This is a genomic window from Nocardiopsis sp. NPDC057823, from assembly GCF_042797335.1.
GTDB lineage: Bacteria > Actinomycetota > Actinomycetes > Streptosporangiales > Streptosporangiaceae > Nocardiopsis > Nocardiopsis changdeensis.
In genome coordinates this window covers 139,749-151,975 of sequence record NZ_JBHVLR010000010.1, presented here as the reverse complement: position 1 = coordinate 151,975, position 12,227 = coordinate 139,749, and the positions used below count along the sequence as shown (strand labels likewise).

Annotated in this window: 7 protein-coding genes; 5 read left to right on the top strand and 2 right to left on the bottom strand. The window is 73.6% G+C overall.

Annotation, left to right across the window (positions count from 1 at the left end; translation table 11 throughout):
- The first annotated feature begins 74 nt into the window (after nt 1–74).
- The 3 genes from ACFVNO_RS17995 to gcl all read left to right on the top strand — a co-directional run bounded on the left by ACFVNO_RS17995 (nt 75) and on the right by gcl (nt 3,650).
- Nucleotides 75–872, top strand: a complete 798-nt coding sequence (locus tag ACFVNO_RS17995; protein WP_355259826.1) for a TIM barrel protein — start codon at nt 75–77, stop codon at nt 870–872.
- A gap of 44 nt (nt 873–916) precedes the next feature.
- A complete protein-coding gene (locus ACFVNO_RS17990; protein ID WP_355259829.1) occupies nt 917–1,804 on the top strand; it encodes a 2-hydroxy-3-oxopropionate reductase in 888 nt (295 codons plus the stop codon).
- A gap of 130 nt (nt 1,805–1,934) precedes the next feature.
- Entirely contained in the window at nt 1,935–3,650 is a 1,716-nt protein-coding gene (gene gcl, locus ACFVNO_RS17985) for a glyoxylate carboligase (RefSeq protein ID WP_355259832.1), read from the top strand.
- Between the two features lie 300 nt (nt 3,651–3,950).
- On the opposite strand, the gene ACFVNO_RS17980 is transcribed toward gcl, so the two are convergent.
- Together ACFVNO_RS17980 and ACFVNO_RS17975 are read right to left on the bottom strand one after the other, a co-directional pair.
- Complete coding sequence (locus ACFVNO_RS17980) at nt 3,951–5,159, bottom strand: M14 family metallopeptidase (RefSeq protein WP_355260256.1); 1,209 nt, start codon at nt 5,157–5,159, stop codon at nt 3,951–3,953.
- A 296-nt stretch (nt 5,160–5,455) separates the two neighbouring features.
- A complete protein-coding gene (locus ACFVNO_RS17975) occupies nt 5,456–8,755 on the bottom strand; it encodes a BTAD domain-containing putative transcriptional regulator (protein ID WP_355259835.1) in 3,300 nt (1,099 codons plus the stop codon).
- A 164-nt stretch (nt 8,756–8,919) separates the two neighbouring features.
- Between ACFVNO_RS17975 and ACFVNO_RS17970 the strand changes: the two genes are divergently transcribed.
- Both ACFVNO_RS17970 and leuA read left to right on the top strand, forming a co-directional pair.
- A complete protein-coding gene (locus tag ACFVNO_RS17970; RefSeq protein WP_355259838.1) occupies nt 8,920–9,987 on the top strand; it encodes an alkene reductase in 1,068 nt (355 codons plus the stop codon).
- A gap of 501 nt (nt 9,988–10,488) precedes the next feature.
- Nucleotides 10,489–12,189 (top strand): 2-isopropylmalate synthase, encoded by a 1,701-nt coding sequence (gene leuA, locus ACFVNO_RS17965; protein WP_355259841.1) that lies wholly within the window; start codon nt 10,489–10,491, stop codon nt 12,187–12,189.
- Nucleotides 12,190–12,227: the final 38 nt, after the last annotated feature.

The following is a 12,227-nucleotide window of genomic DNA, read 5'->3' as shown; positions in this document are numbered from 1 at the left end:
CCGACGCACACTCAAATCATTCCTTAAAGCGAAAAGCAAGTTCCACATTGCGGAAGTAACCACGGAGGCCGTGCATGAGCCACACCCTCGGGTACACGGTGAACTGCTCCATGCTCTTCACCGAGCTGCCCCTCAACGAGCGCCCCCGGGCCGTCCGCGAGGCCGGGTTCGACGCCGTCGAGTTCTGGTGGCCCTTCGAGAGCGCCACCCCGCCCCGGGAGGACGTCGACGCGTTCATCGCCGCCATCGAGGCCGCGGGCGTACGGCTGACCGGCCTCAACTTCTTCGCCGGCGCCCTGCCCGGGCCCGACCGGGGCGTGCTCTCCCAGCCCGCGCGCTCCGCCGAGTTCCGCGCCAACCTCGACGTCGTCACCGCGATCGCCGAGCGCACCGGCACCACCGGCTTCAACGCCCTGTACGGCCTGCGCCAGGCCGGGGTGGACCCCGCCGAGCAGGACCGCCTGGCACTGGAGAACACCGTCGCCGCCGCCGAGGCGGTCGCCCGGGTCGGCGGCACCGTCCTCATCGAGCCCCTCAGCGGCGCCGAGGACTACCCGCTCAAGACCGCCCGCGACGGCCTCGACTTCGTCGCCGGGGCCCGGGCCGCCGGGGCCGGCAACGTCGCCCTGCTGGCCGACCTGTACCACCTGGCCGCCAACGGCGACGACGTCGCCGCCGTCGTCCGCGACCACGCCGCCGAGTTCGGACACGTCCAGATCGCCGACGTCCCCGGCCGCGGCGAGCCCGGCACCGGAGAGCTGCCCATCGACGACCTCCTCACCGCCGCCCAGAAGGGCGGATACCAGGGCCTGGTGGGCCTGGAGTACAAGCCCACCGTCCCCACCGCGCAGAGCTTCGGCCGCCTGCGCTGAACCGCGCGCCCGCACCCACAGCCACGAACAGGAAGGGGCACACCGTGTCCATCCGCAAGGTCGCCTTCATCGGACTCGGCATCATGGGCCTGCCCATGGCCGTCAACCTCGTCCGCGCCGGGTACACCGTCACCGGCCACAACCTCACCCCCGACCGCGTGGACGCCCTCGTCGCCGAGGGCGGGCTGCGCGGCGGCGGCGTCGCCGGGGCGGTCGCCGACGCCGACGCCGTCATCACGATGGTCCCCGACTCCCCGGACGTCGAGGCGCTGCTGCTCGGCGAGGGCGGCGTGTTCGAGAACGCCAAGCCCGGCACGCTCATCATCGACATGAGCACCATCCGCCCCGACGTGTCGCGCTCCGTGGCCGAGGCCGGCGCCGAGCGCGGGTTCCGGGTCCTGGACGCGCCGGTCAGCGGCGGCGAGGCCGGGGCCATCGAGGCCAAGCTGTCCATCATGGTCGGCGGCTCCCAGGAGGACTTCGAGGCGGCCCGCCCGCTCTTCGACGTCCTGGGCACCACCCCGGTCCTGGTCGGCCCCAACGGCGCCGGGCAGACCGTCAAGGCCGCCAACCAGCTCATCGTCGCGGGCAACATCCAGCTGCTGGCCGAGGCCCTGGTCTTCCTGGAGGCCCACGGCGTCGACACCGAGGCCGGCCTGGAGGTCCTGGGCGGCGGGCTCGCGGGCAGCACCGTGCTCCAGCGCAAGGGCAGGGCCATGCGCGAGCGCGACTTCGCCCCCGGCTTCCGGATCGCCCTGCACGACAAGGACATGCGCATCGTCACCGACTCCGCGCACGCCGCCGGGGTGGTGATCCCGCTGGGCTCCCAGGTCGCCCAGTACGTGGCGGCACTCAAGCAGCAGGGCCACGGCGGCCTCGACCACTCCGCGCTGCTGAAGATCGTCGAGCAGCTCTCGGGCCGCGAGCAGTAGGCGGCCGCGCGGCGGAGCAGAGCACTCCGCCGTCCCGGGCCGCCCGGCGGCCGCGTGTGTTGGCCGCACCGCGTGACCGTCCGGAGCCGGCCCGCCCCCGGAACTCCCCCCTAGCACTGAAGGAACAGCCATGACACGGATGCCCGTGATGAACGCGGTCGTCGAGGTTCTGAAGGACGAGGGCGTCGACACCGCCTTCGGTTGCCCCGGCGCCGCCATCCTGCCCCTCTACAAGGCGCTGGAGGACGTCGGCGGGATCGAGCACCTGACCGTCCGCCACGAGGAGGGCGCCACCCACATGGCCGACGGCTGGTCGCGCACCACCGGCAAGGTCGGCGTGGCGATCGGCACCTCCGGCCCCGCCGGGACCAACATGATCACCGGCCTGTACACCGCGATCGCCGACTCCATCCCGATCGTCTGCATCACCGGCCAGCAGCGCACCGACCTGCTGGACAAGGAGGGCTTCCAGGCCGTCGACATCGTCGAGATCGCCAAGCCCGTCACCAAGTGGGCGGTGCAGATCAAGGAGGCGGCGACCGCCCCGTGGATCTTCCGCGAGGCGTTCCGGATCGCCCGCGAGGGCCGCCCGGGGCCGGTCCTCGTCGACATCCCCGTCGACATCGCCCAGCAGGTCATCGACTACGACCCCGAGCTGGACGCCCCGCTCAAGGTCAACACCGTCGAGCCCCACCTGCCCCGGGTCGAGCGCGCCCTGGACCTGCTGCTGGAGGCGGAGCGCCCGCTCATCCTGGCGGGCGGCGGCGTCATCCTGGCCGAGGCCTCCGGGGAGCTGCGCGAACTCGCCGAGTACCTGCGCGTCCCGGTCCAGGTCACCCTCATGGGCAAGGGCTCCTTCGACGAGGACTCGCCGCTGTACGCGGGCATGACCGGCGTGCAGACCTCCCAGCGGTACGGCAACGCCTCGTTCCTGGAGTCCGACCTGGTCCTGGCGGTGGGCGCGCGCTTCGCCGACCGGCACACCGGCCAGATCGACGTCTACCGGGGCGAGCGCAAGTTCATCCACGTCGACATCGAGGCCACCCAGATCGGCCGGGTCTTCGAGCCCGACCTGGGCGTGGTCTCCGACGCCCGCCTCTTCCTGCGCGAGCTGCTGGCCGCGGCGAAGCGGCGGGAGGCCCGGGCCGAGGTCGGGGCCTGGGTCGACCGGGTCGGCGAGCTCAAGGCCACCCTGACCCGGCGCGAGGACTTCGACAGCGTGCCGGTCAAGGCGCCGCGCGTCTACAAGGAGATCAACGAGGTCTTCGACGAGGACACCTACTTCGTCACCGCGATCGGCCTGTACCAGATCTGGGGCGGCCAGCACCAGAAGGCGTACAAGCCGCGCCGCTACCAGATCTGCGGCCAGGCGGGCCCGCTGGGCTGGGAGATCCCCGCGGCCATCGGCGTCAAGAAGGCGCTGAAGGACACCGACCCGGACGCCGAGGTCGTCGGCATCGTCGGCGACTACGGGTTCCAGTACATGGTCGAGGAACTGGCCGTCGCCGCCCAGTACAACGTCCCCTACGTCATCATCATGCTCAACAACGAGTACCTGGGCCTGATCCGCCAGGCGTCCATCCCCTACGGGATGAACTACCAGGTGGACATCCACTACGACGAGTACGGCACCGACAACGTCAAGATCATGGAGGCGTACGGCTGCGCGGGCCGCCGCGTCTGGGAGCCGGGGGAGATCCGCGACGCCCTGGAGTGGGCCCGCAAGGAGGCCAGGTCGACCTCCCGCCCGGTGCTCGTCGAGATCATGATCGAGCGCGAGGCCAACACCCCGCACGGGCCCGCGATCGACGCGGTCAAGGAGTTCGAGCCGGTCCCCGGCGCGTAGTCGACCCTGCTCGCTTCGGGCCTCCGCTCCGCTTCGTCCCGTGCGATGGCGCCCGGAGAACGGGAACCTTCGGCCGTGCGCTCACGCCCTCGCCCACCCGTCGCCCGCCACCACCCTCAACGGACGGCCTGGCGGCCGGCTGCCTTCGTCCTCGAAGACGTTCGCTCCGGGCCTCCGGAAACCCGTGGGCGCCATCGCTCTCACAGGCCGCCGCGGACGGGTTCCTCCTGCGCCTGCGTCCGCGGTGCACAGCGGCCCCTCCCCCTACTGGCTCGGGGGGAGGGGCCGTCCACACGGGGGTCAGCCGCAGTAGGCCTCCTCCTCGCCGATGATGCGGTACGGGCAGTCGGCGTAGTCGAGCAGCCGCAGCACGGCCTCCCGGTTGCGCTCGGTCTCCCGGTCGATCACCGAGGACGGCGGGTAGAAGCCGCCCTCCCAGGCCGAGCGGGGGTACATCTCGTACGTGAAGTTGACGATGCGCTGGTCGCCCCAGAGCCAGTCGTTGATCGAGCCGTCGGTGACGTACAGGTCGCTGGACTGCTGGGGCGTGTACCCGTTGGCGTCGGCCATGTGGGCGCCCAGGGCCGCGTGCGTGTCGTACTCCTCGCGGGTCATCCCGTCGGTGACGTCGGAGTAGGTGTGGCCGAACGGCCACAGGATGAGCTCGCTGTAGGTGTGGAAGTCGATGGCGGCGGTGATCTGCTGCTCGCCGCCCACCACCCGGCTCCGCACGAAGTCGGCGACGACCCGCACCTCGGGGGCGGACTCGGGGGCCGGGCCGCGGTAGGTGATGCTGCTCGGGTTGCCGGAGGAGCCGCCGCAGCAGCCCCACTCGTAGTCCCAGTTGCGGTTGAGGTCGGTGCCGACCGCCGAGGTCCCGGCGTTGGGCTGGCGGTTCTTGCGCCAGTCCCGCCAGGCGCTGCCGGCCATGTCGTACTCGGAGCCGTCGGGGTTGACGTTGGGGACGATCCAGATCTCGCGGCCGTCGACCAGCCCGGTGATGCGCTCGTCGGTGCCGTACCCGTCGGTGAGCAGGTCCATCAGGTAGACGGCCATCTCGACGGTCAGGTGCTCGCGGGCGTGCTGGGCGTGGGTGAACAGCACCTCGGGCTCGTCCTCGTCGGCCGCCGCGTTGTCGCTGATCTTGACCGCGACGATGTCGCGGCCCTCGTGCGAGGTGCCGATGACGCTCGGGACGGCGAGGTCGGGGTGGTCGGCGACCACCTTGTCGACGAGGTCGAGGAGTTCGGCGTGGTCGGTGTAACCGGGGTCGGGGGCGGCGAACGCCCCGGGGACCTCCAGCACCTCCACCCCGAAGCCGAGCGCGGCGATCTCCGCGGCGTCGTCGGGGGTGGCGGTGACCAGGACCTCCTCGGCGGCCACCTGGTCGATGGCGGCGCCGGTCGAGGCGATGGCGGTGCGGTCCCGCGGGGTGCTCGCGCCGTCCACGATGTACAGGTCGTACTCGGGCTCGGCGGTCGCGCTCCCGGCGGCCAGGGTGCCGAGCATCAGCGCGGCGGCGGTCAGGGGGACGAGGGTGCGGCGCACGCCCGAGGGGATGCGGGCGCGCCTGGGGGACGGGAAACGGGTGGTCTCCACGGGATGCCTCCGTGAGCGGGGGTGAGGCGATCGGACACGGTGGCGACATTGCAGAAGAGATCACCACGTTCTGTCAACATTCATGATCTCTGAGTCATATAGGAATGTTTGCCGCTGAAAGCGGCGAACCCCCACGTCACGCCCGCCGGGTCCGCCCCGCCCGCCGCGGGTACCCCGTCCCCTCCTGGCCGCATCCGGCCACCCGCCTACCGCGGCTGAGGCTCCCGGGCGGGGGAGAGGGCCTCGGCGGCCGCGGCCTCCGGGGGGAGGGCACGGCCCGCGGCCCGGGCGGCCCCGACGGCCTCGGGACCGGCCAGGGCGCGGGCGGCGGCCAGGACGCGGTCCACGTCGAACCGCTCGGCGGCGGGCATCGGCGCCCCGGCGGCCTCGCGCAGCCGCTCGGCGGCGCCGACCAGCCGGGCCGCGGCGACGCCGTCGCCCTCCAGGGCGGCGACCCCCGCCAGCCCCTCCAGGGCCAGGGCCACCGCGCGCGGGTCCCCGGTGAGCCGGGCCTGCTCCAGGCCCTGGCGGTGCAGGTCGCGGGCGGCTCCGGCGTCCCCGCGCTGCTCGGCGGTGAAGCCCAGTTCGGCCAGCGCGAACGCCAGCCCCGGCCGGTACCCGTCCTGCCGGTGCACCGCCAGGACCTCCTCCAAGTGCTCCCGCGCGGTGTCGAGGTCGCCGCGGCGCCGGGCGGTCATCCCCAGCCCGGCGACGGTGAACCTCCGCCCCGCCCGGAACGCCTGCTCGCCGGCGATCCGCAGGGCCCTCAGGTTGTGCGCGTCGGCGGCCTCCAGGTCGCCGTTGAGCAGGTGGACCCGGGCCAGGCGGCCCAGTTCGTCGACCACCGTCGGCCACAGCCCCAGGCCCTCGGCGATCTCCAGGGCGCTGCGGTGCCGGCGGGCGGCCTCGGCGTAGGAGCCCTCGATGCCCGCGACCACGCCCAGCAGGCTGTGCGCCCGGGCCTCGCCCCACGGCTCCCCGGCGCGGGAGAACAGGGCCAGGCTCCGGTCGGCGTCGCGGCGGGCGGGACCCAGTTCGCTGCGGCGCAGTGCCCGCCACCCGCGCAGGTGCAGCGCGAACGCGGTCCACCACGGGTCGCCGGCCGCCTCGAACACCTCCAGCGCCTCCGACAGCCGTTCGTCGGGCCAGTCGTCGCCGGGGCCGACGGCGTCGGAGAAGGCCGTCACGAACACCAGCAGGGTCTGCGCGCGGGCACGGGTCCGGGGGTCGGGCAGGCCCCGGGCGATCCGCTCGGCCTCGCGCGCCGGCGCGTGCTCCGCGTGGTCGGTGCACTCGGCCACCCCCAGGACGGTGTGCCAGAGCAGGGCCTCGGCCCGGTCCGCGGGGGAGCCCGTGCCCTGGGCGGCCAGCGCCCGGGACAGCAGGCGGCACCCCTCCCGGTACCGCCCGCGCAGGTACCAGAACCAGCCGTGGTAGGCGGCCACGCGCAGCGCGAGGTCGGCGTGCCCGTGGTCGGCCGACCACTCGATGACCGCGCGCACGTCGGCCGCCTGCCGGTCCGCGTCCGCCTGGTGCGGGTCCAGGGTGAAGTCCGCCGCCTCGCCCCGTCCGGAGCGGTCGGCGATGTGCCGTGCGTACCGGTGCCAGACGGCGTCCTCCTCGCCGGCGGCGGCCAGGCGCCGCGCGGCGTAGGCGCGGATCGTCTCCAGCAGCCGGTACCGGGTGCCCTCCTGGCCGACCGCCACCAGCGACCGGTCCACCAGGCCCGCCAGGATCCCCGCGACGTCGGCCGGCTCCACGCCGGGCGCCCCCTGCGGGTCGGCGGCGATCGCCTCCGCGGTCTCCAGCGTGAACACGCAGGTCGGCACGGACAGGCGGCGCAGCACCGCCTGTTCGGGCCCGGTCAGCAGCCGCCAGCTCCAGTCCACGGTCTCCCACAGGGTGCGTCTGCGGTCGTGCCCGCCCGCCCCCAGGACCCGGAAGCGGTCGTCCAGCCGTTCCGCGAGCCGGTGCACCCCCAGGGAGCGCACCCGGGCCGCGGCCAGTTCGAGGGCCAGCGGCAGTCCGTCGAGGTGGCGGCAGATCCCGGCCACCGCCTCGGCGTTCGCCGCGTCCACGGTGAAGCCGGGCACCGACGCGGCCGCCCGCCGGACGAACAGCGCCACGGCGTCGGAGGCGGCCACCTCCGCCGGCGAGGTGCCCTCCGGCAGCCCCAGCGGCCTCACCTGGTGCAGGTGCTCGCCGGGGATGCCCAGCGGCTCCCGGCTGGTGGCCAGGACCCGCAGACCCGGCACGGTCCCGAGCAGGCGGGCCGCCAGGTCCGCCGCCGGCGCGATCAGGTGCTCGCAGTTGTCCAGCACGAGCAGGGCCGGTCCGCCGCCCAGCGACTCGGCGATGCGCGCGGCCACCGGCCGCGCCCGGGCCGACCGCGACCCCTCGTCCTGGAGGCCCAGCACGGCCGCGACCTCCTCGGCGACCCCCTCGCCGTCCTCGCGCCCGGACAGCTCCACGAACCACACCGGGCCGAAGCGGCCGTCGCCGACGGCGACCGCGGCCAGGGCCATGGAGGTCTTGCCGACACCGCCGGGCCCCAGCAGGGTGGTCAGGCGCGACCGCGCCAGGGTGCGCCGCACCTCGGCGACGCAGTCGTCCCGCCCCACCAGGTCGGTCAGGGGGGCGGGCACCGAGCCCCGGGCAGGGGCGGCGGGGGCCGGATCGGCCGGGGGCGCCATGACGTGCGGGTGGTGGACGGCCGCAGCCGGAGCCGGGGCCGCCGGGACCTCCGCGACCGCGGGGGCCGGGTCCAGTACGGGGGACTGGGCGAGGATGTCCGAGTGCAGCCGGGTGATCTCCGGGCCCGGGTCCACGCCGAGTTCCTCGGCCAGCAGCTCCCGCAGCCCGCGGTGGCTCTCCAGGGCCTCGCCCTGGCGGCCCGCCCGGTACAGGGCGAGCATGTGCGCCGCCCGCAGCCGCTCCCGGGCCGGGTGCGCGCGCACCAGTCCGCCGAGCTCGGCGACGAGCTCGGGGCCCTCGCCCAGGTCGAGCCGGGCCCGGGCGCGGTCCTCCAGGGCCGCCAGGCGCATCTCCTCCCAGCGGGCCAGGGGCGCCGCGGCGAAGGCGGCGTCCGCGTGGTCGGCCAGCGCCGGGCCGCGCCACTGCTCCAGCGCCTCGTCCAGCAGCCGGACCCGCTCCCGGGGGCCGCCGCCGCGGGCCCGGGCCACCAGGGCCTCGAACCGGCCCGCGTCCACGGCGTCGGCGTCCACCCGCAGCCGGTAGCCCGAGGGGCCCGACTCCAGCCGGGACCGGAACCCGGCCTCGCCGCGCTCCAGGGCGCCGCGCAGCCGGGAGACCGCCGTCTGCACGGCGCCGGCCGGATCGGGCGGCGGGGCGTCCCAGAGCTCGTCGACCAGGCGGTCGGCCGAGACCGACTCGCCGCGGTGGACGAGCAGCAGCGCCAACAGGGCGCGCACCTTGGCCCCCGGAACGCGTACGGACGAACCCCCGTCGGTCCACACGGCCAGCGGCCCCAGCACCCCGAATCGCATACCGGAGAGCCTATACGCGCGGTTCCGCGGCGCTCCTCACGGTGAGACCGGGGTCACGACAGCGGACGGACAGCGCGCGGCAAGCGGCCGGACGGCGCCCCGGCCTAGCTTCGGAACGTTCCCGGGGGCGGTCGCCCCCGACACGTGAGACCCGGAGGAGAACCGTGGACGACTCCCTGTTCCAGCCGATCAAGGTCGGCCGCCACGAGGCCGCCAACCGCCTGTTCATGGCCCCGATGACCCGGTCGCGCTGCTACGACGCAGGCCGTCCCGACGCGCTCGTCGCCGAGTACTACGGCCAGCGCGCCTCCTCCGGCCTCATCATCACCGAGGGCATCCAGCCCAGCGTGCGCGGCCAGGGCTACATCAACACCCCGGGCCTGCACGACGCCGGCCAGGTGGAGGCGTGGAAGCCCGTCACCGACGCCGTCCACGCGCGCGGCTCGCTCGTCTTCGCGCAGCTCATGCACACCGGCCGGATCGGCCACCCGGTGCTGTACCCGGACGGCGGGCTGCCGGTGGCCCCGTCCCCGATCGCCTCGGGCCAGGAGCTGTTCGACGGCTCGGGCATGCTCCCGCACCCGGAGCCCCGGGAGCTGACCGTCGCGGAGATCCAGGAGGTCGTCGACGACTTCGCCAACGCCGCCCGCAACGCGGTCGAGGCCGGGTTCGACGGCGTCGAGGTCCACGGCGCCAACGGCTACCTGGTCCACCAGTTCCTCGCGGACGGCTCCAACCACCGCACCGACGAGTACGGCGGCGACGCCGAGCGCCGCTCCCGGTTCGCGATCGAGGTGGTGGACGCCATCGCCGACACCATCGGCGCGGACCGCACCGCCCTGCGCATCTCGCCGGAGAACAACTACAACGGCATGTCGGACGGCGACCCGGCCGCGCAGTACACGGCCCTCCTGGAGGGGCTGCGCCACCGCTCCGACCTGGCCTTCCTGCACACCACGCAGATCGGCGGCGCCGAGCTGACCCCGCTGGTCCGCCGCCTGTGGGAGGGCACCCTCGTGGTGAACCCGGCGACGGGGCTGGACCTGTCCGGCGTCGACGCGGCCCTGGCGAACGGGGCCGACGCCGTCGCCCTGGGCTCGGCCTGGCTCGCGAACCCGGACCTGGACGAGCGCCTGCGCTCGGGGGCGGACCTCAACGCGCCCGACGCCGCCACCTTCTACGGCGGCGACCGCACCGGCTACACCGACTACCCGCACCTCGCCGGCGCCTGACCCCGTCCGGGGCGGCACCGGGGTGCCGGAAAGGAGAAATCCCGCCGGGGGGCCGGCCCGGCCGTCGGTCGCGGCTTACGTGTGAACGGCGCGCAACGACGGCGGCCTCGGGTGTTGGCCGCACCCTGGGTCCCCCGGCGGGACTCGAACGACCCCCCTAGCACTGAAGGGTTCCCCCCAATGGTACAGACCTCTGCCCTGTATCTCGAGATCAAGGTATCGGTTGTCTCGAAATCGAGATGACCCGGACAGAGGGGGACCGATCGCCGACACGCGCCCGCCGGGAAAGGCGCAGGTCACGTGATGCTCGTCCCAAAGTGTGGACAGGAAGTACCAGGATTTCCGGACGCTCTGCTAGCGTGAGCCCATCATGCTGTGCGAGCTGCTCCTTCTTAGCGGCCGCGGCGGGGGTCGTTAGTACGGGTCGGCTCCCTCGCCGCGGGGCTTCGGCTTGTCCACGGTCGACCATTGACCACGCCGCGAATCCGAGGAGCCACCGAGATGGTGCCCCAGCAGCAGACCTCCCCCATGCCGTTCCAGCGCTACACCCCCTTCACCCCGGTCGACCTGCCCGACCGCACCTGGCCGTCCAAGACCATCACCGAGGCGCCGCGCTGGCTGTCCACCGACCTGCGTGACGGCAACCAGGCCCTGATCGAGCCGATGGACCCCGACCGCAAGCGCGAGATGTTCGAGCTGCTGGTCAGGATGGGCTACAAGGAGATCGAGGTGGGCTTCCCGGCCGCCTCCCAGACCGACTTCGACTTCGTGCGCTCCCTGATCGAGGGCGACCTGATCCCCGACGACGTCCAGATCTCGGTCCTGACCCAGGCCCGCGAGGACCTGATCGAGCGCACCGTGCAGAGCCTGGTCGGCGCCAAGCGGTCCACCGTCCACCTGTACAACGCCACCGCGCCGACCTTCCGCCGCGTCGTCTTCAAGGTGGACCGCGAGGCCTGCAAGGCCATCGCCGTCGAGGGCACCCGCCACGTCATGCGCTTCGCCGAGCAGTACCTGGGCGACACCGAGTACTTCGGCTACGAGTACTCGCCCGAGATCTTCATCGACACCGAGATCGACTTCGCCCTGGAGGTCTGCGAGGCGGTCATGGACGTCTGGCGGCCCGGCCCCGGCCGCGAGATCATCCTGAACCTGCCGGCCACCGTCGAGCGCGCCACCCCCAACGTCTACGCCGACCAGATCGAGTGGATGAGCCGCAACCTGTCGCGGCGCGAGCACGTGGTCCTGTCCGTGCACCCGCACAACGACCGCGGCACCGGGGTGGCCTCCGCCGAACTGGCCGTCATGGCCGGCGCCGACCGCGTCGAGGGCTGCCTGTTCGGCCACGGCGAGCGCACCGGCAACGTCTGCCTGGTCACCCTGGGCCTGAACCTGTTCAGCCAGGGCGTCGACCCCCGGATCGACTTCTCCGACATCGACGAGATCCGCCGCACCGTCGAGCACTGCACCCAGCTGCCCGTCGCCCCTCGCCACCCCTACGGCGGCGACCTGGTCTACACCGCCTTCTCCGGCTCCCACCAGGACGCCATCAAGAAGGGCTTCGCCGCGCTGGAGGCCGACGCCGAGGCGGCCGGGGTCCCCGTCGGGGAGTACGGCTGGGACGTGCCCTACCTGCCCATCGACCCCAAGGACGTCGGCCGCAACTACGAGGCCGTCATCCGGGTCAACAGCCAGTCCGGCAAGGGCGGCGTCTCCTACATCATGCAGCGCGACCACTCGCTGGACCTGCCGCGCCGCCTGCAGATCGAGTTCTCCCAGGTCATCCAGAAGTTCACCGACGCCGAGGGCGGCGAGTTCTCCGGCGAGCGCATCTGGGAGATCTTCTCCGACACCTACCTGCGCGAGAACGGCCCGGTCGCCGTCCTGGCGCACCGCTCCAGCACCGACGCCGAGGGCACCTACCGGATCGAGGCTGACGCCCGCGTCAACGGCGAGATCCGCGAGCTGGTCGGCACCGGCAACGGCCCGATCTCCGCGTTCTGCGACGCCCTGGCCGACGTCGACGTCAAGGTACGGGTCATGGACTACGTCGAGCACTCCATGGGCGCCGACGGGGACGCCCGCGCCGCCGCCTACGTGGAGGCCGAGATCGACGGCCGCGTGGTGTGGGGCGTGGGCATCCACAGCAGCATCACCACCGCCTCGCTGCGCGCCCTGTGCAGCGCCATCGGCCGCGCCTGACGCACGCGCGCGAGGGGCCCGCGGCACCGGCCGCGGGC

Bases quoted from the DNA above. Each gene is read 5' to 3' on its own strand.
- gcl (WP_355259832.1), top strand. From the start codon at position 1,935: ATGACACGGATGCCCGTGATGAACGCGGTCGTCGAGGTTCTGAAGGAC.
- leuA (WP_355259841.1), top strand. From the start codon at position 10,489: ATGGTGCCCCAGCAGCAGACCTCCCCCATGCCGTTCCAGCGCTACACC.
- ACFVNO_RS17980 (WP_355260256.1), bottom strand. From the start codon at position 5,159: ATGCTCGGCACCCTGGCCGCCGGGAGCGCGACCGCCGAGCCCGAGTAC.
- ACFVNO_RS17995 (WP_355259826.1), top strand. From the start codon at position 75: ATGAGCCACACCCTCGGGTACACGGTGAACTGCTCCATGCTCTTCACC.
- ACFVNO_RS17975 (WP_355259835.1), bottom strand. From the start codon at position 8,755: ATGCGATTCGGGGTGCTGGGGCCGCTGGCCGTGTGGACCGACGGGGGT.